This window comes from Pseudoalteromonas sp. SWXJZ94C (assembly GCF_015864385.1).
In the GTDB taxonomy this organism is placed as follows: Bacteria; Pseudomonadota; Gammaproteobacteria; order Enterobacterales; family Alteromonadaceae; genus Pseudoalteromonas.
The window spans coordinates 68,462-95,149 of record NZ_JADYXF010000004.1; the positions used below are offsets into that span (position 1 = coordinate 68,462).

Annotated in this window: 21 protein-coding genes and 2 pseudogenes; 7 read left to right on the plus strand and 16 right to left on the minus strand. The window is 38.4% G+C overall.

The genetic code is table 11. The annotated features are described in order from the left end of the window. A pseudogene (locus I6F65_RS02575) lies at nucleotides 1–1,580 on the minus strand (YHYH protein). A gap of 99 nt (nucleotides 1,581–1,679) precedes the next feature. Continuing rightward, nucleotides 1,680–2,288, minus strand: a complete 609-nt coding sequence (locus I6F65_RS02580) for a flavin reductase family protein (RefSeq protein ID WP_166109812.1) — start codon at nucleotides 2,286–2,288, stop codon at nucleotides 1,680–1,682. Nucleotides 2,289–2,394: 106 nt separating this feature from the next. On the opposite strand from I6F65_RS02580, the gene I6F65_RS02585 reads away from it, so the two are divergent. The 3 genes from I6F65_RS02585 to I6F65_RS02595 all read left to right on the plus strand — a co-directional run bounded on the left by I6F65_RS02585 (nucleotide 2,395) and on the right by I6F65_RS02595 (nucleotide 5,012). After that, a complete protein-coding gene (locus tag I6F65_RS02585) occupies nucleotides 2,395–3,936 on the plus strand; it encodes a cryptochrome/deoxyribodipyrimidine photo-lyase family protein (RefSeq protein ID WP_197111430.1) in 1,542 nt (513 codons plus the stop codon). A gap of 2 nt (nucleotides 3,937–3,938) precedes the next feature. Then, nucleotides 3,939–4,073 (plus strand): DUF2256 domain-containing protein, encoded by a 135-nt coding sequence (locus I6F65_RS02590; protein WP_166109805.1) that lies wholly within the window; start codon nucleotides 3,939–3,941, stop codon nucleotides 4,071–4,073. Nucleotides 4,074–4,574: 501 nt separating this feature from the next. Further along, nucleotides 4,575–5,012, plus strand: a complete 438-nt coding sequence (locus I6F65_RS02595; protein ID WP_008136991.1) for an OsmC family protein — start codon at nucleotides 4,575–4,577, stop codon at nucleotides 5,010–5,012. 84 nt (nucleotides 5,013–5,096) lie between these two features. Here I6F65_RS02595 and I6F65_RS02600 read toward each other — a convergent pair whose 3' ends face one another. Next, a complete protein-coding gene (locus I6F65_RS02600; RefSeq protein ID WP_166109802.1) occupies nucleotides 5,097–5,282 on the minus strand; it encodes a 2TM domain-containing protein in 186 nt (61 codons plus the stop codon). Between the two features lie 219 nt (nucleotides 5,283–5,501). Between I6F65_RS02600 and I6F65_RS02605 the strand changes: the two genes are divergently transcribed. After that, nucleotides 5,502–6,278 carry an EAL domain-containing protein gene (locus I6F65_RS02605; RefSeq protein WP_197111432.1) on the plus strand — a complete coding sequence of 259 codons (777 nt, stop codon included), beginning with the start codon at nucleotides 5,502–5,504 and terminating at the stop codon, nucleotides 6,276–6,278. Between the two features lie 48 nt (nucleotides 6,279–6,326). Here I6F65_RS02605 and I6F65_RS02610 read toward each other — a convergent pair whose 3' ends face one another. Next, complete coding sequence (locus I6F65_RS02610; RefSeq protein WP_197111434.1) at nucleotides 6,327–7,814, minus strand: dipeptidase; 1,488 nt, start codon at nucleotides 7,812–7,814, stop codon at nucleotides 6,327–6,329. Between the two features lie 137 nt (nucleotides 7,815–7,951). Here I6F65_RS02610 and I6F65_RS02615 point away from each other — a divergent pair, with 137 nt between their 5' ends. Then, nucleotides 7,952–8,143 carry a DUF2986 domain-containing protein gene (locus I6F65_RS02615; protein WP_024610949.1) on the plus strand — a complete coding sequence of 64 codons (192 nt, stop codon included), beginning with the start codon at nucleotides 7,952–7,954 and terminating at the stop codon, nucleotides 8,141–8,143. Between the two features lie 2 nt (nucleotides 8,144–8,145). Here I6F65_RS02615 and I6F65_RS02620 read toward each other — a convergent pair whose 3' ends face one another. From I6F65_RS02620 to I6F65_RS02630, 3 genes are all read right to left on the minus strand, one after another. Next, nucleotides 8,146–9,108, minus strand: a complete 963-nt coding sequence (locus tag I6F65_RS02620; RefSeq protein WP_197111436.1) for a TDT family transporter — start codon at nucleotides 9,106–9,108, stop codon at nucleotides 8,146–8,148. A 216-nt stretch (nucleotides 9,109–9,324) separates the two neighbouring features. Beyond that, nucleotides 9,325–11,499: a TonB-dependent receptor gene (locus tag I6F65_RS02625; RefSeq protein ID WP_197111438.1), complete on the minus strand. Its 2,175-nt coding sequence runs from the start codon at nucleotides 11,497–11,499 to the stop codon at nucleotides 9,325–9,327. Between the two features lie 133 nt (nucleotides 11,500–11,632). Next, nucleotides 11,633–12,931, minus strand: coding sequence for a PAS domain-containing methyl-accepting chemotaxis protein (locus tag I6F65_RS02630; RefSeq protein ID WP_197111440.1), 1,299 nt, complete (start codon nucleotides 12,929–12,931; stop codon nucleotides 11,633–11,635). Nucleotides 12,932–13,291: 360 nt separating this feature from the next. On the opposite strand from I6F65_RS02630, the gene I6F65_RS02635 reads away from it, so the two are divergent. Further along, complete coding sequence (locus I6F65_RS02635) at nucleotides 13,292–14,491, plus strand: MFS transporter (RefSeq protein ID WP_197111442.1); 1,200 nt, start codon at nucleotides 13,292–13,294, stop codon at nucleotides 14,489–14,491. A 57-nt stretch (nucleotides 14,492–14,548) separates the two neighbouring features. Here I6F65_RS02635 and I6F65_RS02640 read toward each other — a convergent pair whose 3' ends face one another. The 4 genes from I6F65_RS02640 to I6F65_RS02655 form a co-directional block, all read right to left on the minus strand. Further along, a complete protein-coding gene (locus I6F65_RS02640; protein ID WP_197111444.1) occupies nucleotides 14,549–15,595 on the minus strand; it encodes an NAD(P)-dependent alcohol dehydrogenase in 1,047 nt (348 codons plus the stop codon). A 416-nt stretch (nucleotides 15,596–16,011) separates the two neighbouring features. Further along, nucleotides 16,012–16,725 (minus strand): DUF1499 domain-containing protein, encoded by a 714-nt coding sequence (locus tag I6F65_RS02645; RefSeq protein WP_197111446.1) that lies wholly within the window; start codon nucleotides 16,723–16,725, stop codon nucleotides 16,012–16,014. A 108-nt stretch (nucleotides 16,726–16,833) separates the two neighbouring features. Beyond that, nucleotides 16,834–18,174 (minus strand): DUF1501 domain-containing protein, encoded by a 1,341-nt coding sequence (locus I6F65_RS02650; RefSeq protein WP_197111448.1) that lies wholly within the window; start codon nucleotides 18,172–18,174, stop codon nucleotides 16,834–16,836. A 10-nt stretch (nucleotides 18,175–18,184) separates the two neighbouring features. Continuing rightward, nucleotides 18,185–20,092, minus strand: coding sequence for a DUF1800 family protein (locus I6F65_RS02655; RefSeq protein ID WP_197111449.1), 1,908 nt, complete (start codon nucleotides 20,090–20,092; stop codon nucleotides 18,185–18,187). 171 nt (nucleotides 20,093–20,263) lie between these two features. Between I6F65_RS02655 and I6F65_RS02660 the strand changes: the two genes are divergently transcribed. After that, entirely contained in the window at nucleotides 20,264–20,479 is a 216-nt protein-coding gene (locus I6F65_RS02660; protein ID WP_024610844.1) for a hypothetical protein, read from the plus strand. A gap of 408 nt (nucleotides 20,480–20,887) precedes the next feature. Here I6F65_RS02660 and I6F65_RS02665 read toward each other — a convergent pair whose 3' ends face one another. The 5 genes and pseudogenes from I6F65_RS02665 to I6F65_RS02685 all read right to left on the minus strand — a co-directional run bounded on the left by I6F65_RS02665 (nucleotide 20,888) and on the right by I6F65_RS02685 (nucleotide 26,581). After that, nucleotides 20,888–22,408: a diguanylate cyclase gene (locus I6F65_RS02665; protein WP_331461412.1), complete on the minus strand. Its 1,521-nt coding sequence runs from the start codon at nucleotides 22,406–22,408 to the stop codon at nucleotides 20,888–20,890. 278 nt (nucleotides 22,409–22,686) lie between these two features. After that, complete coding sequence (locus tag I6F65_RS02670; RefSeq protein ID WP_166109766.1) at nucleotides 22,687–23,031, minus strand: hypothetical protein; 345 nt, start codon at nucleotides 23,029–23,031, stop codon at nucleotides 22,687–22,689. 64 nt (nucleotides 23,032–23,095) lie between these two features. Then, nucleotides 23,096–23,559: pseudogene (locus I6F65_RS02675) on the minus strand (nuclear transport factor 2 family protein). Nucleotides 23,560–23,657: 98 nt separating this feature from the next. Beyond that, complete coding sequence (hrpB, locus tag I6F65_RS02680) at nucleotides 23,658–26,084, minus strand: ATP-dependent helicase HrpB (RefSeq protein ID WP_197111451.1); 2,427 nt, start codon at nucleotides 26,082–26,084, stop codon at nucleotides 23,658–23,660. A gap of 83 nt (nucleotides 26,085–26,167) precedes the next feature. Further along, on the minus strand, nucleotides 26,168–26,581 hold the full coding sequence (locus I6F65_RS02685; RefSeq protein ID WP_197111453.1) for a group II truncated hemoglobin: 414 nt from the start codon (nucleotides 26,579–26,581) through the stop codon (nucleotides 26,168–26,170). Nucleotides 26,582–26,688 lie beyond the last annotated feature (107 nt).

Sequence of the window (26,688 nt, forward strand, 5' to 3'; positions counted from 1 at the left end):
TTACATTCCCGGTGGTGGACCCATTGTTTCGCCAGTATCACAGCGACCAATTGAATTATCGGCTAATTGGCCTTTAAAACGAGGCCCTATTTGATAAGGGAAAGAAGGCTGTAATTTACCATCACTGTCTAGCGTTAGTGTTATATGGTAATGATAACCCTTGCCATCGTTTGTATTATGTCCGTTATGCTCATCTAACTGTGCACCAGTTACTGTTTTTTGTGCATAGTAGAAGTCTTCAAAATAATAACCGTCATCAGCATTTAATGTATTACCTGAAAGCGTAGTCACTTCTGCGCCAATAGCAGGTCCTGCATCGCTTGTTTGTGTACCTAGGCTAACGTCGTATTGATCGACTAAAGTACAGCTTCGCTCACCCTCAGTACCACAACCACCTTCACTTTCTGACGCGCCATAATCACGCATTTCCCAGCCACTTAATGCAAGTTGACCGTTACTTTCATAAGGACCATAAAGTGGATAACCATCAGCTGCAAACCCATAAATAGGTGAATGCGCATCGCCATCATCTTCAAGTAAATCAGCTAAACAACTAGTGTAAAAATGGTGATGATATTCACCGTTAGCAGCATGTCCGCCACACACATCAACATCGTATTGCTCTGCAATTGGCGCTAGTGTATACCAAATATTATTACCGTAGCTCATACCATCGCCCCAGTTAAATATACTGGTACCATTAACCATTAAGCCAACTGTACCTAAACCTGTTTCACAAGTTTCAGTGTCAGATAAATCGGTAGGTGTTATCGGAAAATACGCCTCAACTGCTTGTTCTGTCGGGCAACCTGGTCCTGGAGGCCAATAGCCTGCACCGCCTGTGTCATCACAGTTTTCAGTGCTGCTGTTATAGCCAATATTTTCACCAAACGAAATAGTTTGACCTGCTGCTGCAGAGGTTACACCGTTATAAAAATCGGTAGCTGCACGCGGGCGATTATTTAGCGTGTCTACTTGGTCTTGTGTAAGCGTTACGTCATATTTAGGAATGTCAGTTGTTTGCACATACATGTATTCAACGTCAGCATCTTCCTCAGTAACGGTAACAACCTCAACTGATTGAACATCTTCAACCACTGCGCCATTGTTTTGTATATAAGTAGAGGTTGTATCATTATTAATTAACCAGCTAGAGAGTTTTACACTGGTATCACCATCATAATCTGATGACGCCACTACCGTAACCGTAACGGTATCAATAACAACATCATTAGTACCGTCATTTGCACTGAGTTCAAATACGAGTGCTTCATCGGTTAAAACTTCAGGTGCAACAAATTCAGTTGAGGTTGCTGTATTTGAAGATAAGCTAACGGTAGTGCCCGATGTTTGTGACCAACTAACTGATACTTCACCGTCATCTTCAACCGTTGAACTTAAATAAACGGTATCGCCCGCATTAACGGTTTGATCAATACCGGCATCAACTGTTGGAGCGCTATTTTCAACCACATCTGTTTCTGTTGAACTACTTGAATCGCTATTACATGCACTTAAAGCAATACAAAGCGCACTAAGTGTAAATACTTTACCTAAATTATAATATCTTGTTTTTGAATGCTTTTTCATGATCCAACCTTTATGTTAACGTTTAATAAAACAACATTAACAATTAAAAGTGCAAACAATGTGCATTAAATAAGGTAAATACCTCTCTTTTACAACTCAGGGCGCTTTACTGTAAATTTATCTCTCGTTGTTGAATAGTAATCACCACCCATTCGACCCACAGTGTCTAAATGTGCAGGATCAATATAGCCATTAACAAGCACTTCATCGTCAATACTAATGCCAACGATGTCTAGCAGCATCATTTGCCCACCACCGGGTTCGTTTGAAAAAGTAATAACGTCACGTAGCGTGCACTCGTAACGTACTTTCGAGCCAGCTACACTTGGAACTGCCACCATTTTGCTATCAACTTTAGCTATATTTGCAGCGTCAAACTCACTTACATCACTTGGATAATTAGCACAGCTTTGATTCATTTTTTCAACTAACTCATGACCTACAATGTTAATCACGCACTCTTTAGTCGCTAATAAGTTAATTAACGTGTCTTTAATTGCCTTATCGCGTGGATTTACTTGAGTAACGCTCAGTACCGGTGGATTACAACTTGCAATTGTAAAAAATGAATAAGGCGCTACATTAGCGACACCATCACTACTTAGTGTGCTTACCCATGCAATTGGACGAGGGCTAATACTACCAACTAAATACGAATAAACATTGAGATCTTTATTTGCGGTTAAATCTAAAAACATTACTTTCCTTATTAATACTTAAATACTAAATCGAAATTTTAATTAGCTACGTATACATGTAGTACTAAGCTAATTCATTTTCTCTTTTAAAACAATGTACTGATACATGAACAAAAAAATAAACATAGTCTGGTTTAAACGCGATTTACGCCTTAGCGATCATCAGCCTTTAAAAAATGCGTTCAACAATGAGCTACCTACCTTATTGCTTTACAACTTTGAGCCGTTGTTACTTAAAGACGCACATTACAATGAGCGGCATTGGCGTTTTGTATACCAGTCAATCGTTGATTTAAACAACCAACTAGCTCGATTTAATACTCGCGTTTATATATTTAATTTAAACATGAGCGACTTACTTGATTCATTAAAGGCACAATTTGAAATAGTAAATATATATAGCCATCAAGAAATAGGCTTAAACAAAACCTTTGAGCGCGATAAAGCTATTAAAATTTGGTGCCAGCATAACCACATTAACTGGCAAGAGTCGCAAACAGGCGCGGTTATTCGCGGTAAAAAAAATCGTAATAATTGGAACGAGCGCTGGCAGCAAACAATGCAAGCACCTATTGCTGTTCCTAATTGGAAAAACATAAAAACAATTACCCTCAACAACTACCAAGCACCAGCGCTACCAACTACCTACACGCAAGATCACGACAGCTTTCAACAAGGCGGTCCGCTGCATGCGCGAATTGTAATGCAAAGTTTTTTTGCCGAGCGTGGAAAAGGTTATCAAAAAGGAATATCGAGCCCAAGTTTAAGCCAAACACATTGCTCTCGGCTTTCCCCGTATTTAGCGTGGGGGAATATTAGCCTTAGGCAAGTGTATCAAATGGCAATTGATGAATATCATTCAAAACACCCTGATAAAAGAGGCTGGAAACGCCCACTAGCAGCGTTTGTATCGCGCTTGCATTGGCACTGCCACTTTATGCAAAAGTTTGAGAGCGAATGCTCTATGGAATTTTTAGCCCTTAATCCGGGTTATCATGTATTTCCGTACCGTGATGATGAACATGTGAAAAACGATATTGAACGTTGGGCGCAAGGTCAAACCGGTATTCCAATTATTGACGCTTGCATGCGCTGTTTAAAAGCCACCGGCTACATAAACTTTAGAATGCGCGCGATGCTTGTGAGCTTTGTAACGCATCATTTAAATATAAGCTGGCAGCAAGCAAGCTTTCCTTTAGCTAATTATTTTTTAGATTTTGAACCAGGTATTCACTACCCGCAAATTCAAATGCAAGCCTCAGTAACCGGCATTAATACCATTAGGCACTACAACCCAATTAAGCAGTCGGAAGATCAAGACCCAACTGGCGCATTTATAAAAAAGTGGTGCCCCGAACTTGAAAAACTCCCCATTGAATACTTACATCAGCCTTGGGAGCAAACTCCGATGGAAGCACTCTTTAATGACTTTAAACTAGGAGAGGATTACCCAGAACCCATGCTTGATTTAACCACTGCCTCAAAAGAAGCACGCGAGCGCTTATGGCAATACCGTGAGCGAGCCGACGTTAAACGCGCCATAGGGAAAATTCTTAGAAAGCACGTTGCAATTACACCAAAAACAAGCCAAGCGAAAAATAAAACTAACACTAAAAGTATTACTGAAAGTAACAGTAAGGCTAAGTAAGTATGGCGCACAAAAAACTAAACTTGCCTCAAAAAATATGCCCTATTTGCAATAAACCTTTCGCATGGCGTAAAAAATGGCAACGCGACTGGGATAACGTTATTTACTGCTCAGAGCGTTGCAAGCGTAATAAATAAAACCAAATCTTCTTTAAGAAAAAATGATTGACTACCAAATCATCTAAAAAAAAATTTATTTACTCCTTTAAATAAATCTATAAATGACAACAACATAACTCAACTGACGAAACCGTCAACTAAATCATTGATAATAAAGGCTTTTATTTGATTTAAATCTACTATATGCTGTATTTTAATAATCAAATACAGGAGAAGTTTAAATGAATATCTCATTTAAAATTGAGGGTGAATTAACTATAAATCGAGGAGTGATTTTTTTATTGCTTCAACTATTCATTCCCTTATTTTAGTAATAAACACAGTTACATGAGGAGCCAAATACCTTTAAATTAAATATTACTATTTATAGATTTAATTTTTCTGTAGTTAGATCTCATGTAACTGGCGTCTATTTTGCAACATCATCAGTAATTAGTGCTTTAAGGCTTTTATTTAGACTTATTTTGTAAATAACGCCTATCTAGTCTGAAAAGCTTACATTCAAGCAAGGAGAAGATGATGACGATTAAAAAAACGGCAAGTTCAACATGGTCTGGCGACATTAAAACAGGCAAAGGTAGCATATCAACTCAAAGTGGCGCGCTTAATAAACAACCTTATGGTTTTAATACCCGCTTTGAAGATAAAGCAGGCTCAAACCCTGAAGAATTAGTAGGTGCAGCGCACAGTGCATGTTTTAGCATGGCGCTTTCACTTGCATTAGGTGATGCAGGCTTTACCGCAGATAAAATTGATACTAAAGCCACTGTAAGCCTTGATGAAGTAGATGATGGTTTTTCGGTGACGCATATTGCCCTTGAGGTAAAAGCGCGTATTGATGATATTCAAAATGAGCAGTTTCAAGCATTATGTGAGCAAACCAAAAAGAACTGCCCTATATCAAAACTCTTAAATACCGAAATATCACTAGATGCGACACTTCAATCAGCATTTTAACTATTTAGACTTAACTATTTAGATTCAACTATGTAGACAGTTCCTTACTAAAAAAGCCAAGTAAGTAATTACTTGGCTTGCTTATTATAAAGAATTATTTTTAGGTTTATTCCAGCTCAAAGTACTTACTACAAGCCCTATTCCCATCCCAATTACTGGCCATACTATCCATATATAACTAGGCGAAGTTAGTAAATTTATAACGGTGAGTAAAGTTAAAATAAGTAGATATGTTTTAATTTTTTTGCCTAATGTCATTGTATTGCTCATTTTTATTCTCCAAATAATGTATGCCACTATTATTGTTTTAACAAGCACCGTGCACAGCTGCTAAATGTCATTAAATAGCATGACATTAGTCATTACTCCCCACCTAAAAATGTAGTTATTTATCATGCATCAATGCATAAAACCCAATACTTTAATCCGTTTGTGTTAGGCTCTAATTTCAACTAACCTTAAACAAATAAACATAAGAGGATGAGCTAAATGAGCGAAAAATCAAAAGATTGCGAAAAAGTTACGTGTAATAACTGTGCTGATGCTAACGATCTCGAATTTGATTTTTCAATGGCTTTTCAACCAATTATAAACTGTAAAACTAACCTTATTTATGGCTATGAAGCACTGGTTAGAGGTTTAAATGGCGAGTCTGCTTATTCTATTATTTCAAAAGTGAATGAAGACAACCGCTATGCATTTGATCAGCTTTGTCGTATTAAAGCCATTCAACTAGCCTCAAAGCTGGGCATAACATCAATGCTAAGCATTAACTTTTTACCTAATGCTATTTATAAACCTGAGCGATGTATACGCACCACACTAGAAGCGGCAAAAAAGTATAACTTCCCAATTCAAAATATTATGTTTGAATTTACTGAAGTAGAAAAAATAGAAGACACCGCACACATTAAACGCGTTGTTGATTACTATCAGTCTCTCGGATTTAAAACCGCCACCGATGACTTTGGTGCAGGTTATTCTGGTTTAAATCTACTGGCTGACTTTCAAACAGATATTATTAAGCTTGATATGGCGCTCATACGCGATATAAGCAACGACAAAAAACGCCAATTAATAGTAACTCATTGCTTAAATATGTTTCGCGATTTAAACATAACCCCATTGGCTGAAGGGATTGAAACAGTACAAGAATATATATGGCTTAAAAACGCAGGTGTTGAGCTTATGCAAGGGTATTTATTTGCCAAACCAAGCTTTGAAAACTTGCCTGAAGTAAATTTTGAGGACATAGGTGCTGATTAATACTCAACACCTATTATTTAAATCTTATTGAATCTAAGTACGCTTAAACTACATATTACCTAGCTCTATCATCATTGCTGTGTACATACGTAAATTAAGCTTAAGTTGCTCAATGGTCATAAATTCATGCTCTGAGTGACCGGTGTAGCGCTTACCTGGCATTGAAGGACCAAACGATACCGCGTTATCAAACAGCTTTGCGTTAGTGCCACCACCTATTGATACAAAGTCAGCTTTTTCGTCGCCCGTAAAATGCTTGAAAATATCAAGCAGCTTTTGTGCATGCGGCGCGCTATCAAGCAGCATAGGTGTGCCAATAATTGTTTCTATGTTGGCAAGCGTTACATTGTTAGTGGCTTGCCAATTAGCGAGCGCATCATCAATTTGCTTTTGTAATACAGCTTCGTCTTTACCCATAGGGCGACGTGCATTTACAGCAAGTGTTAGCGCATTACCATCGCGCTCAATAACTGTTGGTGCCACTGTCATCGGACCCATAAACTCGTGCTTATAGGCTATTTCGCCAAACTGTTTACCATGAATATCTAAACCAATTAACTGATTTACAAAGTCGATTAGCTCGCCGTCACTGTTATTTTCAAGCTCCACGCCTTTAAATAACTCAGCTAAATACGCAATCGCATTTATACCCGACTCCGGCTCTGATGAATGCGCCGACATACCTTTAACACTTATTGCTAAGGCATCATTTTGCTCACTAAAGTTAAACTCAACTTTATTTAATGTTTTGGCTTTTGCTTTTAATGTATTAATAAGTGCAGCGTCTGCATTGTGAAGTACTAAGCTGGCGTCTTCTGGAATTTGGCTTCTAAACGCACCGCCAGTTACATCCTTTACATATAAACCCGTTTGTGGCGATGTTGCATTAAAGGTAGGAGCAATTAAGCTCCAGCCTTTCTCGGCAACCACTACAGGATATGATGCATCAATCGTTACTGCATATTTTGGTTGCTCATACGTTTTCATAAATTTAGTTAGCGGACCCCAATCAGACTCCTCAGCAAGATAAATCATCAGCTCAATACGGTTATTAAGCGTTATGCCTTTATCTTTAATTGCTTTCATGGCGTAAAGCGCTGTTGCTATTGCACCTTTATCGTCTTCCGTACCACGACCAACTAATTTACCCGGCTCAGATGTATCAATAATAAAAGGACTTTGTTTCCATTTGCTAGCATTAGCAGGTTGCACGTCGCCGTGCGTTACTACCGTTACTTTTTCGCTTTGCTCGCCCATACCTATTAATACGGTGTACCCTAAATCTTGATAGTCAAAACCAAGCTCTGCGGCTTTCATTTTTAAAAGTGCTTTAAACCCAATAAAATCGGGATTTTGAGGAGCGGCAATATCGCTCTTATTAACGGTCGGAAAAGCCACTAAGTTAGTAAGTGTGTGTATTTGAGCATTTTGGTAGGTATTTACTGCGTAATCGGCAACGCTATCAATATTTTTATTTAACTGCGCATGAGCACCAAACGCAAATAAAGCAATACTGGCTAAAGCTAACTTTTTCAAAACAATTCCCATTTAATTAATAACTAAGAGCGGTAATTATAACGCTATGAAGCGCTTACTTATAGCTCTTTACGCTAAACACACAGGTAACTTAAGCTGAATATTTATATAGCAGCTTTTATGAGGATGGCTGTATAATGCGCGACTTAAAATTAACAGGGTATTTAATTGTGAACCGTCGTAAAAAAATCGTCACTAAATTTCAAAAGAAAGATAAACGCACTAACGCTAAATTGCACAAAGGCAATAAACCGTCTTATGTGTCAAAAGCTGAGCGCGAAAAACTAGCTGAACAAGAAAGTAATGAGCCACAGGTAATCCAAGAGTAACTTTACGTTACCTGTTGTTTTGATAATTTAAAGTGGCAAAAGTACCGACCACTTACATAACACACTACTGCCGTGGCAACTATAAGCTCAAACGTAGCTAAGTAATTAACTGCATCTACATATGGTATTGCGAGGTTTATACTTTGCATCCAATCAGCCATTTTAAATAATGCAGTTGCCCCAATAACCATTGGAAACGTAAAGGCAGCGTAGCTAGGCGTAAAAGGTCTGCGTAATAACTTTATAAATAACACATAAACAATCAGTGTTTTTATTATCGCTAATATAAATAATGCGCCCACTATAAAGAGTGATGGATTAGCTACAATATGAAAATATCCCGCTAATGTTAAACTGGCAGGCGCTGCTAAAATGGCAAGTGTTGGCTGTATTTCGTAGTCACTTTTTAATGCTAATAAAAAGCGATAAAACATAATTGGCAGCATTATGGCGTAGGTTGATATACCAATGACTAACGCACTATAAGCTAACCATGCTAATGTCGGATTTCCCGAAAAAGTAACATCTGCAATAATTATCCCCACTGGCGGCACAAACCAGCTGGGCGCCATATCCTCAAAGTTAAACTTTTTTGCTCGCTGGTATAAAAAACTCACCAAAAATGTGAGATGCAGCACAAAAGCTAAAACCCACATAATATCACCAGCTAATGAATTAAATTGCCCAACTGAGTTTGAAATAACAAGATTAGCCATTGCAAATGTAGGGATCACACTTCCTGCAACTGGGTGTGCTAAATCGGCTTTTAATAAATGAGGGTGTAGTAAAAACTTAGCAGCCAAAAGTAAAACTAATACGCCAGCTAGTACCGCTCCCAAAAATTGCCCTTGGGAGTTTAAATTAAAAACGTTCTCCCATGCCCACCCCATACTAGCAATACCCAAAGCTAAACCGGCCATAGCTGTTGGCGCACCCATCACTTTATTTTTAAATTGCTTAAACACTGTATTTCCTAATTATTGGGTGATGAACAAGTTACTGCTTTTTACTGCATTGCCTTAAAATAACGCTGTAAAATTAATACAAGCGTGTTTAATAGAACGCTTTTTGCGTACAAACATTTCATAAAAATAAGTTTACGGCTTAATAATTAAAGCACATAAAAAAGCCATAACATGGTTATGGCTTTCGCTTTATTTTAAATTTGAATATGAGGTTATTTAAAACGCATAGCTAGCACTTACATTAAATGAGCGCCCCTGCCCTGCTAATTGCTCAAACCCGTTGCTGCTATCTTGTTTAAGCGCTGCAATACTTACACCGCCAAGTGGGAGCTGGTAATATTCATCAAACACATTACTTACTTCAGCGCTTAGCGTTAATGCGTTCCATGTTGCTTTAGAGCTTAAATTTAACAAGCTATAATTGCCTGTCTGGTTTTCAAAACGATTATTATCTACACGGCTTTTAGTATCTACCCATTGCCAAGATAACGCATTGTCAAATCGACCTATTTGCTGGCTAATACCTAGCTGAGTTTGCAATGGTTTAATTTGGTAAAGCGGTTGGTTAGTATCGTCGCGCTTGCCTCTCGTATTAGTAACATTAGCGTGTAACTGCCAGTTACCTAATTGCTTAGATTCATAAATGTTGGCTGTTAAATCTATTTTTGCACCATACAAAATAGCATCTACATTAGTAAACTGAAAAATGTTACGCGCTGTATTGTCCAAATCATAACTATTGAAGCTTCTTACAATATCAGCATCAATATAGTCACTCACATCTGTATACCAAACATTGGTGCTTAATCGCCAGCGGTCATCTTTAGCCGATTTAATATAAGTAGCACTTATTGTATGCGCTGTTTCAACGTCTAAATCAGGGTTACCAATATAGCCATTACCATCGCCATACCAACCAATCATGGTGGTTGCCATGGTGCTTACACCCCAACTGTATCGCTCGTATAAATTAGGCGCTCGGTTTTTACGGGCAAGACCAAGTTGCAGCTCATCATAATTTGTTATTTGGTAGTTAATTAATAAGTTAGCATCAACTATAGTGTCGGTTTTATCTCTGTCGCCAGCATTAAAATTCTCAGCAGCGATGGTATTATCTGTAGACGTATCGCTCATGGTCATACTTTCCATACTACCCATGTCGCTCATATCGTCCATATCGTCCATATCCGTCATGCTCATACCATCGTTGTAAGATTGAACCTCTCCAACGTGGGTATTAATACTTTCAATACGTACGCCTGCGTTTAACCATAACTTTGTATTTATTTGGCTCTCAAATTCTGCAAATGCCGCTATTCGTTCTCGTTTACCGTTATTTATATTTACGTAATCGTCTGGTCCCATCATGGTTGAGCCTTCAATACCTGGCCACCAATCATCAATGCTGTAATTGTAATATTCTTGACCGAGTAAAATACTGCTGTTTTTATCAAGCGCGATACGCCATTTAAGCTGCGTACTTATATCTTGTGCATCGGTTTTCATTCGCATCATGCCTGTTTTTTCTTCACTGAAAAAACCCATTTCGTGCTTTACACTATGCCAGTTAACTTGCCCTTCAAGTTCGCTGTTTTCAAAGGAGCGCTTGTATTGAGCTATTGCACCGTAACTGGTGTTATCGGTCATATCCATATACTGATTTGCAAATCCCTGATACGGGATTTTTTGATGCGTTAGCTTTATAACTAATTGCTGTTTATCATCGCGCATAGCTGCGGTTAAACTATGATTTTGTGCACGATACAATGTATCAAGCACTACATCGCCATTACCGTCTTCGTAACTATCTGCATCGCTAAACGAGCCTTGATAATTAAAACTAAACGTATCACTTGCTAAACGAGCACCCACGCCAAGTTTACGTCCATTATCAACACTACTGTACTTTGCCGACACATAACCCGAATGCCAGCTTAATTCACTGCTATCGCTGTACTGTGGTGAAATAGAGTTAACGCTTATTACACCGGCAATATTATCGCCACCCGCGCTTACTGGCGACACGCCGGCAACTACATTGTAAGACGTAATTTGATTAGCAGATATATACGACAGTGGCGGGTTCATATGATTAGCGCATGCAGCGGTTACATCTGCACCATCAACTAACACTTTAACTCTGTCGCCCATTAAACCATTTAAAATAGGTAGGTTAGATACGCCGCCCGCTGCTGAAAAGTCGACACCTAAATCACTTAATAACGATTCTGACGAACCAAGTGCTAAATGCTTATTTTGAGCATGTCCGTGTACTTCAATCACTTCTAAAGACGTATCGTCGGCAAATGCAAAAGGAGATAGCACACCGCTGATAAAAAGTGCGACAGGCGTTAGTAAATATGTTTTTTGAGTTTTGCTTTTATAAACCATTGTTAATTTATGCCACTGTAATAATTGGCGTAATTATATAATGAGTTGCAAAAGCAAAAGCGCGACATATTGTCGCACTTTATCAATTTAGAATGTTGTTAGGTGTGTTTAATCTAAAAGGTCATATAATAAATTAAGCATTTAACTTAGCGACCGTTTGAGAAACAATATCTGCTCCGCGTTCAATCTCTTTAATGACCTCAGATACATTAGCAATAAGCTCTCTTCCTTGCTTTGATGAATCTGAAACTGACGTTATTTGCTTTGATATATCATTAGTTAACTCTTGGTTATTTTTAACAACCGTTGCTATTTCATTAGTAGAACGACTCGTACTGGCTGCAAGTTGCCTTACTTCATCTGCTACTACCGCAAAACCTCGACCGTATTCACCAGCACGTGCAGCCTCTATGGCTGCATTAAGTGCCAATAAATTAGTTTGATCTGCAATGCTACTAATTGTAGAAACAATAGAGCCTATTACAGCAGATTGCTCATTAAGGTCTTTTATTAAATCTACCGATTTAAGTACTTGGCTTACAATTGCGTCGGAGTTTGCTATGGATCTTTGCAGTATTTCAGATCCTTTTTTAGCTGTTTCTACTGTAGAAACGGCCGATTCGTGTGCGATTGCAGCGGCTTCAGTCACTGCATTATTATTGTTTATACGATCAGTAATGTTTGATGCAAACTTGATGATTTTAGTTACATTACCTTTGCTATCTAATATTGGATTGTAAGTAGCCTCTAGCCAAATTTCTGAACCATCGGCAGCAATGCGTTTAAACTTTCCAGACTTAAATTGACCCTGCGCTAATTCATTCCAAAAGCGTGGATTTTTCTCATAAAACACTTTAGTGCAAAACATTTTATGATGCTTGCCTACAATGTCTTTTAAGCTATAACCTATTGTTGCTAAAAAGTTTTGGTTTGCTTTTAAAATATTACCCTCAGGGGTAAACTCTATTGCAGCTAATGCTTTATCGAGTGCATTTGCAATAGCTTCTTGCGCCTTTCTTTGTACATAACTGGTTGTAATGTCAGAGGCTATTTTAATAACTTTGGTTACTACGCCGCGCTCTTCTACAGGAAAGTAAGTTGCTTCAAGCCAAAGCTTATCGCCATTAGCTTTGTATCTTAAAAATGATCCTGCTTTAGAGTTTCCTGCTTTTAAAGCTTGCCAAAACTGGCTGTATTCGCTTGAGTTTGCATAATCACTTTCGCAAAACATGCGATGATGATTACCAATTATTTGCTCTTTTCTGTAACCAATGGTTGTTAAAAACAATTGGTTTGCGTCTAATATTATTCCTTCAGGTGTAAATTCAATATAGGCCACATGCTTGTTAATTGCCGATAAAATAGATTGTTTTTGAATTAATTGAAGCTCCATTTCTTCAATTTTTGCGTTTCTTTTAGAAATACCAAACATATAAAAACCTTAAGGAGTGAATTAGTACAAAAATTAGCAAATTAATGTGATATCAATATGTAGCTGTACTGTAAATATAAGCTTTAAATAACCTTTCGGCTAATATTTAATATCTTATATATATATGCTTTATAAATAGTTTTTTTATTTTATAAATGTTAAGTAGTATTTTCTTCTAATTAACATTTTAAAAACCTAATAAAACCACTAATTTATGCATGACTCTGTACTTTTTTTAACTTAAAATAGCGCCCTCACAGACTACCCTCTCACACCAAAATTTAAGCATACACATAATATTTCCTATTCAAGATCTATTGTGCAGTTTCATTTTTAAAATTAAACCTTAAGGGATCATCTATGACATCAGATGTAACGTCGGCATCTAGTCAACTTAACAGAACCGCTATTTTACTCGTATTAGCACTTGGCACATTTATTTTAGGATTATCTGAGTTTTCAATGATGCCTATGCTGCCACTAATTAGCGAAACATTTGGCTCAACGCCCTCACAAAGTGGTTACGCAATTAGTGCTTACGCCATTGGTGTTGTAGTTGGTGCCCCTATTTTAATGCTCACTACTGCTAATATGAGAAAGCGCAAAGCATTGCTCATTTTTATAAGCTTAATGTTTATTTCAAATGGGTTGAGCGCTATGTCAACTTCGCTTGAGCAACTTGTCATATTTAGATTTTTAAGTGGTTTACCTCATGGTGCATATTTTGGCGCGGCTATTTTATTAGCATCTGATATTGCCCCAAAAGGTAAGCGTGCTAGTTTTATGTCAAAAGTGTTTATGGGATTAACTGTTGCAACAATTGTGGGTGTACCTATTGTTACACTTGTTGGACAAAACCTAAGCTGGCGATACTGTTTAGCAGGCGCTGCCGTACTTGCATTTATTGCTTTTATTTTTGTTTATAAAGTTGTTCCAAATGTTGATAATGCTAAGCCATCTAATTTACTTAACGAATTTGGCGTACTAAAAAATAAGCTTGTGTGGTCTATTTTAGGCATTGTAATTATTGGTTTTGGTGGTGTATTTTGTATTTATACTTACATTGCAGATACTATTTTAGATGTAACAAAAACAGCGCCTTATACAATATCTATTGCAATGGTAATGTTTGGTATAGGCTCAACCCTCGGTAATTATGTACTTGGTAAAGCAGCCGATAAATCTGCAATTAAAACCACTGGTTTGGTACTTATTTGTACTACTGTATTCGCTTTTGCTTATGTAACCGCTAGCCATAATATTTGGATGCTTTATGCGGTAATATTTTTTATAGGTTGTAGCCTAGGTTTAGCCACACTTGTACAAACATTATTAATGGACGTGTCGCCTGATGGACACGCAATGATTGGCGCATTAGTGCAGTGCGCATTTAATGTTGCTAATGCAATTGGTCCTTGGGTAGGTGGAATTGCAATAGCGCAAGGTGCTGCGCCTAATCAAACGGGCTATGTTGCAGCCGCTTTATTTGTAGGTGGATTTATTATGTGGATTCTTAGCTACTTTCAAATGAATAAAAAGAGCATCGCTGCTGAGGTTTAATAACTCAAATAAAAAGAGCTGCATATTAGCAGCTCTTTATTAAATAGTTAGCGTTAACTATGCGCTTAACGATTCCATATCAATAACAAAACGATAACGAACATCAGAGCGTTCCATTCGCTCGTATGCTGTATTAATTTCGTCAATGTTGATCATCTCACACTCTGGTAGCACATTATGTTCACCACAAAAATCGAGCATTTGTTGCGTCTCTTCAATACCACCAATTAACGAACCGGCAATACGACGACGCCCCGTTAATAATGGTACTGTATTTACTTCATCTACCGGACCAACCTGACCAACAATAACTAAAGTACCATCTACATCAAGCAATGGTGTATATACAGATAGGTCGTGCTTTACCGGTACAGTGTCTATAATTACATCAAATGCTGATTGTGCTTTTTTCATGTCTTCGTCATTCGATGACACTAAGTAATGCTGAGCACCTAATTTAACGGCATCATCTTTTTTAGATTCACTACGACCAATAACCGTTACGCTTGCACCCATCGCAACTGCATTTTTAACAGCCATATGACCAAGTCCGCCTAAGCCAACTACACCCACTCGGCTACCTTTTTTTACGCCCCATTTATGCAGTGGTGAGTAAGTAGTAATACCAGCACAAAGCAATGGCGCAACGCGCGAAAGGTCTAAACTCTCTGGTACTGAAAGTACAAACTCTTCACGTACAACAACATGTTTAGAATACCCACCTTGGGTCATTTCACCTGTAATACGGTCTTTACCTGCGTATGTACCTATCATGCCTTCTCTGCAAAATTGCTCTTCGTGATTATCACATTGATCGCAACTTTGACACGAGTCAACCATGCAACCAACAGCAACAGTGTCGCCTTGTTTATATTTTTTCACGTCGCTACCTACCGACATGACTTTACCTACAATTTCGTGACCAGGCACTAGCGGATAATCACTGCCACCCCAATCGTTTCGCACGGCGTGTAAATCTGAATGGCACACACCACAGTATAAAATTTCAATTTCTACATCGTTATCTCGTAAATCGCGGCGCTCAAAAGAAAACTCTGAAAGTTCAGAACATTGACTTTTTGCTGCATATCCTACTGTTTTCATAATAACTCCATAGTTGTTAAAAATTTAAATCATCAATAGCATAGTACATTGCCTGTGAATAGAACCTGACAATATAAAATAGGCACAAAAAAAGCCCAAACAGTGTTTGGGCTTAATTGTTAGTGCTAGGGCGTGTTGTTCTTTGTGGATTGAAATTTGTTCAATCTAGGGGGGATTTAATCGCGGCGCGAGGTTTGTAACCTAGCGGGCTAAGTAAAAACCGAGCAACAAAGAGTTAATCGTCCCTAGAAAGAACCCAAAGGGCAGCGCATGTTTGGTATTTATGCTGCGTTATCGCCTATTTATGGGAAGTAACCACACTACATAGGCTCTGCCTTGCCTAAAAACCAAACATACTGCTGTAAATTCACCCACGAAAGGTCAACACGCCCTGGTAACTTAGGCGCTAAATTTAGTTATTTTGTCAGTACAGCATTTAGCTCATTAATTAATGTATGAATGCGCTCTGCATTTTTTCCTAAATCACTACGACCAACGCGCGATTTACTACGAATATCAACAAAACGTTCACTGCCTTCATCATTAATACGCACAACTACATCGTCTTTAAAGCCAAACCATGCTGTTGTTTCTGTTGCCTCAACAATGCCTTTACTTATATCTGTATTTACTAACTCCCAACCTAAGTTTTGAACTGCTTGCTCTGTTGCTTTAACAAGATCTGTTTTTGATTGGGCAAAATTAAGTGTTGCGAGTTCTGGATAAGCTTTACGTTGTTGTACTGCGGTTTCTTCACCTGCATATTCCACAGGATTTGACGCATCAGCACGAAGAGGGGCAATAGCTATAAATTCCGGCGGGTTAACTAAATCGGTAGAAATATCATGAATTGGCGGTACACTTTTAGCTGTGTTCATCATATTTAAAGGCATTGCAATTGCTATCGCCGAAAATATAACAGCAGTTGCAGCACTACCAAGTGTGACTGTTTTACGCATAAAAATAACTTGCACTAAAAGCAGTAAAAGCGCTGCACCACCAGCGTAAACACCAAATTTAAAGCCAGCAAAAGCAGTACCTAGCTCTACAACGCCAAACTTATACAAAGGACCCGGTAACAAAACCAGTAAAAAGGCGATTAAGCTTACAAGGCTTACTAAAATTTTCATTAAATTGCTCCATTATTATGTGTGATTATTATTTTTCAAACAGCCTAGTGCGACTAGCCGACTACTTTGTACGTTAATAAATGTTTTTGGATTACCATTAGCGGCTAATTAAACAAAAAAGTCCAATGTTGTTTGATCAAAATTATTTAAGTTAGGGAAAATATCAACAAGTTCTGAACGCGGTACGCCAAACCATTGAGCCAATGTAGCAAAATACTGCTCATTAGCTACTTGTGGTATTAAACGCCCACCACCTGTGTCTTGCAGTCCATCTAAATGTTGAGTTAAAAGCTCACCATATATATCACCACCCTTTACAGCACCACCCATTACTATTTGGTTTCCTGCCCAACCATGGTCAGTCCCATCACCATTAGAGGTAAGTGTGCGACCAAAATCCGACATAGTAAACGCAGTTACCTTGTCGGCAACATCAAGCTCTTTCATAGCACTATCAAATTCGCTAAGCCCTTGGGCTAACGTACTTAATAATGCAGGGTGTGTATCAAGTTGATCATCGTGCGTATCAAATCCACCCATAGATACAAAAAACACTTGGCGCTGAGTACTTAATTTTGACTGCACACTAATAGTTTTAGCTACCGCAGCTAATTGCTCTGATAAACTCGTATCACTAAATGACGTAATTAGCTCAGGCGCTGTTTCGAGTGCATTGTTCATCGCTTGGGTGTTATTAATTGCCGACTTAAAACTATTAGCATAAGCACTGCTAAGCGGGTGCTGAGTATTGCCCATTATACGGTTCATTATATTGGTTACGTGATCTGTACGAGGCTGGTAGCCACCAAATGCATTAATTTTACTGATTCCACTTTTGTTAAGTGCAAATGCTTTAGTTTGACTACCCGTTTGCCAAAGGTTTGTGCCATCAAGCGATATATTAGCGGCAAACTGATCTTGCTGATCTAAACGCTCCAATAAACGTGCCCCCCAGCCACTATTTAAAGACTGTTTTTCACGTCCATACATCCACGACGCCTGCTGATCATTATGCGAAAATAAATGCTTGGGAAGCACCACTGTTTTATTTTTATAATCATCAATTGTTGTAGGAGCAAGTAAAGTGCCAAGCCCGCCAACAAACGCTAAGTTAGAAGAGTCAAACACACTTTTAATTGGTAAAAGAGAAGGATGCAGCCCTACTCCACCAGCAAATACAGTTGTACTATTTAGTGCAATAGGCGAAGCTACTGCAAGGTTTTGTCTGCTCTGTTCATACAAATTACGCTGCTCGCCCTCTAATGGTACTAGCATATTAAGCGAGTCATTTCCGCCATATAAAAATATACATACCAAGGCTTTATAGTCGCCCAGTTCAACGGCATTTGCCGAACCTGTTAATGCTTGAAGTTGTAAACTAGTTAACGCCGCTGCCGATACGCCACCTTTTACACATAACGACAAAAACTGTCTTCTATTAATGCTCATTATGCCTCTCCTAATACTGCAAATTAAATTCAGGTGAAATAGCAATCATATAAAGCAAATACGATACCCGTTCTCGATATTGGTCATCATCAAAGTACGCATCTAAATCAAGCAATGCTTGGCGAGTGTCGGCACTCATTGAGCCTGCAAAATATAAAACGTTGTACTCATCAAGCAAAGTATTAATACCCTCCTTTTTTAAGGTGTTCATATCATTTTTAATATATACGTATAATCCGCTTGAGTTTAAATCGTTATGCCCCTCGGCTGCGCTCCATACTAAGTCGGCAAAGTGCTCATTCATGGTGCCTATTAGCGTCGCATCGCCTGCAATTTGTAATTCGGGGGCTACTAATTCATCATCACGTAATTGAGCTGGCTGGTAATCGGGTCTAAAAAAGTTAAATACCGATGACGAGCGCATTGGTCCTTGTCCGTAGTTATCAAACATATTCCATGTTCTGTAATATCCTTCTAAAGACTTTGCATCGAGGTTACGCCAAAACTGCACTGTTTTTAATAAAGGCTCTTTTAGCTTCCCCTGATAACTTAAAACTGAGCCAAAATGGCGTGCTTCGTCATCTAAATAAATTGCCTTAATAACAGCGGCTAAATCACCACGCACACCATTACCATTATCGTTAAACACATTCGCCACTCGCTCAATATATTGAGGTGTTGGGTTTGATGTAATTAAACGTTGAATTAGCTGCTTAGTAATAAACGGCGCTACATTGGCGTGATTAAATAAATTATCGAGCGCTATTTGCAATGACTCTTCGGGCCCGTAACCCTCAGGAATAACTTCATCGTTTAAAAGTGTTTTTTGCTTACTTGAATGGTACTCACTAAACGCTTCCATTGGCTTTATATAATCACGACTTTTGCGCTTAAATGTTTCGCTACCCGCAAATGTCCAACCAGTAAACACCCGTGCAAAGCCTTCAATTTGCGACTGGCCATAAGTGGCTATTGTATTACCTTGTGCATCAAGCTTTGCAGTTCCGTCTTGGTTTAGCTCTTCAAGCCCGATGGTAAATAACTGCATTACTTCACGTGCGTAATTTTCGTCTGGGCGAATGTTAAGTGCATCGTCTGCTTTTTCGTTACCTAAATGGCTTAAATAAGTACCCATAATAGGCGAAAGCGTTACATCTTCTAATAACTCTCGGTAATTACCAAAAGCATTTTTAAGTAATAAATCGTAGTAGTTAACCATACCCTCAGGTTGAGAACTCAAACCGCTATTTGCATCCGACACGACTAATATTTCGCTCAGTGCAAATGCAACCCGCTGACGAAGCTGATCGTCACTGCGTAGCGTTGCTTTCCACCAACTATCAATACGGTTGATATACCTAAATTCATCCTCGCCTTGGCTTTTAACTAAATAGCCACGATGATACTCAATTGGTAATGCAATTTGGCTTTCAAGCCATTGCTGCTCACTTAATCCTTGGGCTTTGCGTATTTCGCTAAGTTTTGGTCCCATACTGCCTTGATGCAGTAAACGTGCTGCAGTAAATTCGTCCATCGAGTTTCTGGCAACAAAGCTAACCGTTTTAACATTAGTTGCACCTTCGTTGTCGGTTGCCGTTACGTTAAAGGCATACTCTCTTGGTGCATAACTCAACGCAGGAGGAAGGTTTATTGTTACAGTGTTTGCGCTTATTGGTTCATCAAGTACTTTGAGCCCAGCAGTTTGCTCCCAGATAACACTTGTAATTGTGCCGTCTTTATCACTCGCTGTTGCAGCTAATTGAATAGTTTGGTTTTTGGTTATATCGTTTTCAATATTCGCTATTGATAAAATGGGGATTTTATTTCCGTTAATGGTTGGCGTATCATCTGTGCCAGAACCACCGCAAGCACTAAGTAATAAAACAGAGCTTGCCATTAAAACAAATTTATAATGCATGTAAAGTCGTCATCGTCTTTTAATAAAGGTACGTTAATGTGTACCGAGTTTGATGCATTTATTGAAACACAAAATTTACAATTAAACTCTTTATTTTTTGTAACCGAAACTTAAACACCCCTCAAAAATACGCAAACTGTGGGGTTTAACTTAGCCAGAGCCTTATTATTTATGAAAACAGAAATTAGCTATCGTTTTGAATCCTCACAAGTTGCTAACCGATTTTTACACGAGCTAAAAGACTGGTCGGTAAACGACGTAAAAACGCGTCTTTTTAATGGTGGCGACAGCGTAAAAGTTATGTATGAACACGACGAAAGTGGATTTGATTACACAATTACAGAGCTTGATGACTTAGCCGAAAAGCACAGTGGTAAAGAAGTTTAAGCGGGTTCGTTATAAAAATAGCTGACATATTTTTAAGCTTTATTTAAATTATACAAGTTTAGGGCGTGTTGAGCTTTGTGGACTGAAATTTGTTCAATCTAGGGGCGATTAAATCGCGGCGCGAGGTTTGTAACCTAGTGAGCTCGGTAACTGCTCCTGCATTACCCTACTGGCTACATCCATGTAAGAATAAGTAAAAACCGATCAAAGCTTCCGCGTCCTGCTCACGCCCCTTACCTGCATTCATGTAGGCAACAAAGAAGAGTTAGCCGTCCCTAGAAAGAATCTAAAAGGTAGCGCGTAATTACAATTAATATATATTTATCAGGTGTTTATGGAAAAACACACATCACAGGCTCTGCCTTGCTTAAATACCAAACACACGGCTCTAAATTCAACCACCAAAGATCAATACGCCTTAGTTAATGCTTTATTTCTACCAGAATTTTTTGCCTCGTAAAGCATTTCGTCAGCTTCTTTAATTAATAATTGAGTGGATATATTGCCACTAGCTACTGTTTCTTTTGTAGCAAATACACACCCGGCACTAATTGTTAAATATTCACGTACAGGTGACGCCTCATGAGGTAAATTTAATTCTTTAACAGCTAAAAGCAATTGCTGAGATATATTTACAAACTCTTCATAAGAAAGCTGTTTAAAGAATAATATAAACTCTTCGCCGCCATAGCGTGCCACCGTACCAGTGTTTAACTTTGCTATTTGCTTCAGTTTATCGGCTAGCAGTTGTAAAGCGGTGTCTCCGCCTTGGTGACCATAAAAATCGTTATAATTTTTAAAGTGATCTACATCAAGTAATATTACCGCAAAGGTACTTTTTTGTTGTTGGGCCTGCCCCCATTGCGCCGCAATAATTTCATCAAAGGCTCGTCTATTATAAATTTGAGTTAACCCATCAATTTTACTTATTTTTTCAAGCTTAAAGTTTTGTTCTTTTACCTGTTTAATTAACGCATTAAAACCGCTAATTAAAACACGCATTTCTAAAAATTGATTAGTGAACCTCAAAGGCTGCAAATCGTTTTTAACCAACATTGAATTAATAGCGGACGCACCATTAATAAGTGGCTCAATAAAGTAACGATTCACTATATAAAAACCCAATAACGACATTACAAAAAACATTAACAAAATAAGTTTTAAATAGTGATCAAATAAAACTGGCAGTGTTTGATGGTGGTGCTTAATGTTCAAAGCAAGAAGTGGATTACCGTTTACATCTAGAATCACCCTTTTCCTTTGAGTGGCAATGTCCTCTCCTTGAAGGCTCCCTTTGAGAGTTACGATATTGTTTAAAGAACTAGCGTGTTCTATTTTTGAATAGCTAAGCTCTACTTGTGCAATCTCAGCTAAGGATTTGATCAACGACGTCCTTACCTTTTTTATAAAAACAATACTACCAACAGGCTCGCCTGTTTTATCTGTTCGCTTTATAACATGCGATGCAAACATGACAGGACCATCCTCTGTTTGTAAAAAACCAGAATGCCTTAAACTGTTGTCGTCTTCAGAGGCTTTTGAATTAGGAATAATTGTGCGGTTTAGCTTATTAACCTGTAAATCTAAATCAGGCGCATCAAACTCAATGTGTTTAATATAGTCGTACGCTTGCCCGTAAACCATATTAAAATTCATGTCATAAATAAATACGCCATCTATTTTAAGTGAGTAGAAGGTGTCCCCTACAAAGTTTGAATCTACGTATTCTGCGTCAAAATCAGCCATATAATTATAGGTATCATCCCATACGGCGTAGTCATAATTGAGTGTTTCTAAAAATATAAACTCTTTATCAAGCGCAATTTTAAGACTTAACAATTCACGATTTTGATAATCTTCAATACTATTATTTATAGTCGGCAGGCTGAAAAATAGCGGTATCCAACTAATAAACTTGTTACAAAGCACATTAAAATTAAAGTACCTATTATTACAAAAAATCTTAATGTCATAGTCTCTATCTAATCGTGTAAAATTAAGTCAAAGTAGCTTACGTTTTGTGTTTTAGACTTACTACACCTAAACAATAAATAATTAGTTTCTTACTAAAGCGTAGTATAAATTCATGAGCAAGAATAAACAAAGCTTACTATTAATTTTTATAACGTTAAGATGTTTAGCCCCTTCAATAATACATTTAATATAGACATAAAATTACATATTTACAGTAGTACAAAAAACTGAAATCATTCCTCTACAGAAAATTCCACTTTTGATGAAGATGAACTAGCAAGCTCCAATACTTCATAATAATTTAAACCATCTATTTTTTTGCCAATAATAAAGTAATTCATTTCGCCCATCATGGTCGGGTCGCCCATAATATCTTCTACGCTTTGCACGTCAGAAAATTGAATTGAGATTAAGGCGCCTAAAAAGCGCATTGAATCTTGAGGCTTTAATGCTTTTAAAACTTTATTAACTCCCATTTGAGTTGACTCTGGTGTGGAGCCATCAAATCTAAAATCACTTTTTGTACTAACGCATGCACTAAGCATTAATATTGATAGTGCGATAAGTAAATGTTTCATATATATCCTTATTTGTTTTATTAGTTATTCGTTTATTCGTTTATTCGTTTATTCGTTTATTCGTTTATTCGTGATACTTGCGGATCATCGCCACTTTGCCGTTTTCAATTTCGATCACTTCCAGCATTGTGGAGGTGTACTCTATTGGCTGCTTATTTTGCGGATGAATACCTTTTACATAGTTTTTATAACGAATAGCAAAGCCTGTATCGTTAAATACGAATATATTAAGCAGTGTGCTTTCAAACAACGAGTGCGCACCTAAGTAAAAGCTCATACCTTTGCGCATCTGCTTTTTGCCATCAGGAGTACGTGAGTCATCCGGTTGATACGGAATGTGCTGATTGCCAATATCATCGGTTAACAATGCAAGGTAAGCCTCAAGCTCTTTAGTACCTGCGTTAGGTGCTTGTGTGGCGGTCATTGTTTTATAGTACAGCTGCGCAAACGCATTTAAGTCGAGTGGCTTTTCAGCATACGCGAAAAAGCAGTTACTAAGGCCAAGCCTAACGTTAAAAGTAGCTTCATCACTTATCACTTCCCTGTAGTTAAAAATATTGATTCATTTATAGGAACACTATATTAATATGTTCAACAATAAAACAAATAACTTTAAGTAACTAACATCACATTTTGCTTTTCACTCTATTGGTTGCAACGCTGTTGGCAGGGTCGTCTGGCCAAAAATGCTTAGGGTAGCGGCCTTTCATTTCCTTTTGCACATCGCGGTAACTGCTAGCCCAAAAGTGTGCTAAATCTTGAGTTAGTTGCAATGAGCGTTTACCTGGCGATAGCAGCTCCATAAGCAGTGGCAGTTTACCGTTGGCAAGCATAGGCGTACTGGTCAAGCCGTAAACTTCTTGCATGCGCACGCTTAGCTTTGCGGGGCCATCAAGCTGGTATTCTATTTTTATATTTGAGCCACTTGGCACCGTTAATCGCAGTGGTAACAGTGCTTTTAAAGCGGTTTGTTGTTGCCAATCAAAACAGTTTTGTAATGCTTCAAAGTAGTTAAACTTTTTAAGCTGCGTGAGCGTTTTAATATCTTCTAAAAACACACCTAGCCACTGCGTTGCATTTTGAATGAGTTGTTGCTCATTTATTTTTGGGAATTTATCGGGCATTAAATTACTTGCTAAGCTCATACGTATCAGCAATTGCTGCGCATCAGGTTGCTCGTTAAATAATGCAAAACCGTGTTTAGCAAATAAGTTAAGCCACGCTTTAGCACGCTCGCTCTTATCTAGTTTTTGTTTACTAGGTTGGCTGGTGAGTGTTATAGCCCCGAGTTTTACTTCATCTTGATGAATAAAACGTGCTGATTTTTCGTCAAACTCACAGCGAGTAAGTTCACTAAATAAATGCGGTAAAAATTCTTGTAACTCAAATGGGTTAAGCGCAGTGGCTGTAAATATACGCCCTCCTTTGTGCCCGCCCATGGTTGCTATAGCTAAGTAATCGTCGTTGTGCCAGTAATCGGCATTTAACTCAGCACCTGCACCATTGGCAAGTAGGTAACCATTACCGCGTTTTTTAGCAATACGATCGGGGTATGCCAATGCCACTAGCAAACTAATATAATGCGTATTTAATTCGCTGTTTTCGTCTTTTACTTTTAAACGGCTTTGCCAATATTTTAACTGTTGCTTAAATACCGGATGCGGACGTTGCTGTTGGCTATGCAACGCTAAACTCAACTCGTTTGCACTGTTTACTCGGCTCTCAAGTAATGCCACTAAATAAATAGCGAGCCTAAAAATACCAGGGAGTTGGTCATCAAGTATTTGTGCTTTTAATAGCATATGTGCCAAACGAATATCAGCACCAAATCCTAATATTTTACTGCCAAGCGGTGTAAGTTTACCTTTTTTATCAATAGCTTCTAGCATGTTAAGCAGGTTACTTGCTTGCTCGCCTTGTTGCTCAGTGGGTTTATCGAGTAAGGTTAGCTCATCAATACTGGCTCCCCACTGCTTTGCCTCAAGCATAAGTTGGCTTATGTCTGATGTGAGTATTTCGGGATTGTCGTGACTATTACGTCGCTCAAAGGTTTGCTTTGAGCCAATTCGATAAACAATGCCCGGCTCTATTCGTCCTGCACGCCCTGCACGCTGCACAGCAGACGAGCGCGATATACTTTGTGTTGTGAGCTCAGTAACACCTGTTTTTAAATTAAAGGTCGCTGCACGGCGCTTGCCGCTGTCAATTACAATGCGTATGCCTTCAATAGTTAAACTGGTTTCGGCTACATTGGTGGTAAGCACTACTTTGCGCATGCCGTTTGGTGCAGGAGCAATAGCAGCTTGCTGATTAGCTTTATCTTGCTCGCCAAATAGCGTTGCGACTATGCAGTTACTGGGTAAATCGTTCAGTGCTTGTTGCACACGTAGTATCTCAAATTGCCCAGGTAAAAACACCAATGCGCTGCCTGTTTGCTCATTAAGTGCTTGTTTTATTATGGTAGGAATTGCATCAAGCCAACGGCTTTCATCTTTTATGGGTATGTATATTTCGTCTATTGGGTAGCTGCGACCGCTTGATTGAATTACAGGGCAATCAAAAAACGCAGTGTAACGCTCAGTATCTAGCGTTGCCGACATAAGCATAATGGTTAAATCTTCACGCAGTGCACTTTGGGTCTCGAGCGCAAAGGCAAGTGAGGTATCGGCTGCAATTGAACGCTCATGAAATTCATCAAATATAAGTAAATCTATATCGCTTAATTCGGGGTCGTTTTGCAGCATACGCGTTAGCATGCCTTCGGTGACTATTTCGAGGCGCGTATTAGCACTTACTTTACTCTCGCCCCTAATCCGCAAGCCCACACTTTGCCCAACACTCTCGTTTTGGCACTTTGCTAAATAACTGGCAATATTACGTGCAGCTATTCGGCGAGGCTCTAGCATTACAATACGTTTAAAATGCCCGTCGCGCATAAGCTGTAACGGCAACCACGTAGATTTACCCGCACCAGGCGGCGCTTGTAATAACGTAATAGGATTACTTTGTAATGTAGTAACGAGTTGTTGATATATGTCTTGAACAGGCAGCACAGCTATTTACCCTAAATTGCTTTGCAGGCATTGTAACAAAAAACCAAAGCCTAGCTGCGGTTGATGTTTATTAATAATTGCTATTAACTACCCGATACTAATCTAATTCGCTCTGCAGGCACTCGTAATTGCTGCATTAAGTAAATTTTAAATGGTGCTTCGTAAGGTTGCTCATCAACCGCTTTTTGCATGCACAAAAGCCATGCGTCACTTTGCTCAATTCCTACATGTAAATGTTTATGCGCTTGAGGTATGTTAATACTACCAAAATGTTCAGCGTATAATTTAGGACCACCTAACCAGCCCGACAAAAAATAAGTGAGCTTTTTACGCGATGCCGATAAGTCTTTTGAATGCATACTCCTTATATTTTCAGCCTCTTTTAAAGCGTCCATATTATCGTAAAACGCATTCACCAATTGTGTAATACCTGCTAACTCACCTGCCATTTTGTACGAGCAGTCATCCACTCCGTATTCACACGTTTTTGTATTCATAACTCACTCAGGTTAACTACTTTATTTAATACCTGCATATTAGCTTAAAACAAAAGTTTAAGAATGAGTTACATCAAAGCGGCGTAACTTAGGTAAGCAATAATTAC

What these genes read in the sequence shown, in the direction of transcription:
- I6F65_RS02580 (WP_166109812.1), bottom strand. Translation starts at nt 2,288, where the DNA reads ATGTTTTTAGATTTAACCGCAAATAAAGATCTCAATGTTTATTCGTAT.
- I6F65_RS02585 (WP_197111430.1), top strand. Translation starts at nt 2,395, where the DNA reads ATGAACAAAAAAATAAACATAGTCTGGTTTAAACGCGATTTACGCCTT.
- I6F65_RS02590 (WP_166109805.1), top strand. Translation starts at nt 3,939, where the DNA reads ATGGCGCACAAAAAACTAAACTTGCCTCAAAAAATATGCCCTATTTGC.
- I6F65_RS02595 (WP_008136991.1), top strand. Translation starts at nt 4,575, where the DNA reads ATGACGATTAAAAAAACGGCAAGTTCAACATGGTCTGGCGACATTAAA.
- I6F65_RS02600 (WP_166109802.1), bottom strand. Translation starts at nt 5,282, where the DNA reads ATGAGCAATACAATGACATTAGGCAAAAAAATTAAAACATATCTACTT.
- I6F65_RS02605 (WP_197111432.1), top strand. Translation starts at nt 5,502, where the DNA reads ATGAGCGAAAAATCAAAAGATTGCGAAAAAGTTACGTGTAATAACTGT.
- I6F65_RS02615 (WP_024610949.1), top strand. Translation starts at nt 7,952, where the DNA reads ATGCGCGACTTAAAATTAACAGGGTATTTAATTGTGAACCGTCGTAAA.
- I6F65_RS02625 (WP_197111438.1), bottom strand. Translation starts at nt 11,499, where the DNA reads ATGGTTTATAAAAGCAAAACTCAAAAAACATATTTACTAACGCCTGTC.
- I6F65_RS02630 (WP_197111440.1), bottom strand. Translation starts at nt 12,931, where the DNA reads ATGTTTGGTATTTCTAAAAGAAACGCAAAAATTGAAGAAATGGAGCTT.
- I6F65_RS02635 (WP_197111442.1), top strand. Translation starts at nt 13,292, where the DNA reads ATGACATCAGATGTAACGTCGGCATCTAGTCAACTTAACAGAACCGCT.
- I6F65_RS02640 (WP_197111444.1), bottom strand. Translation starts at nt 15,595, where the DNA reads ATGAAAACAGTAGGATATGCAGCAAAAAGTCAATGTTCTGAACTTTCA.
- I6F65_RS02645 (WP_197111446.1), bottom strand. Translation starts at nt 16,725, where the DNA reads ATGAAAATTTTAGTAAGCCTTGTAAGCTTAATCGCCTTTTTACTGGTT.
- I6F65_RS02650 (WP_197111448.1), bottom strand. Translation starts at nt 18,174, where the DNA reads ATGAGCATTAATAGAAGACAGTTTTTGTCGTTATGTGTAAAAGGTGGC.
- I6F65_RS02655 (WP_197111449.1), bottom strand. Translation starts at nt 20,092, where the DNA reads ATGCATTATAAATTTGTTTTAATGGCAAGCTCTGTTTTATTACTTAGT.
- I6F65_RS02660 (WP_024610844.1), top strand. Translation starts at nt 20,264, where the DNA reads ATGAAAACAGAAATTAGCTATCGTTTTGAATCCTCACAAGTTGCTAAC.
- I6F65_RS02670 (WP_166109766.1), bottom strand. Translation starts at nt 23,031, where the DNA reads ATGAAACATTTACTTATCGCACTATCAATATTAATGCTTAGTGCATGC.
- I6F65_RS02685 (WP_197111453.1), bottom strand. Translation starts at nt 26,581, where the DNA reads ATGAATACAAAAACGTGTGAATACGGAGTGGATGACTGCTCGTACAAA.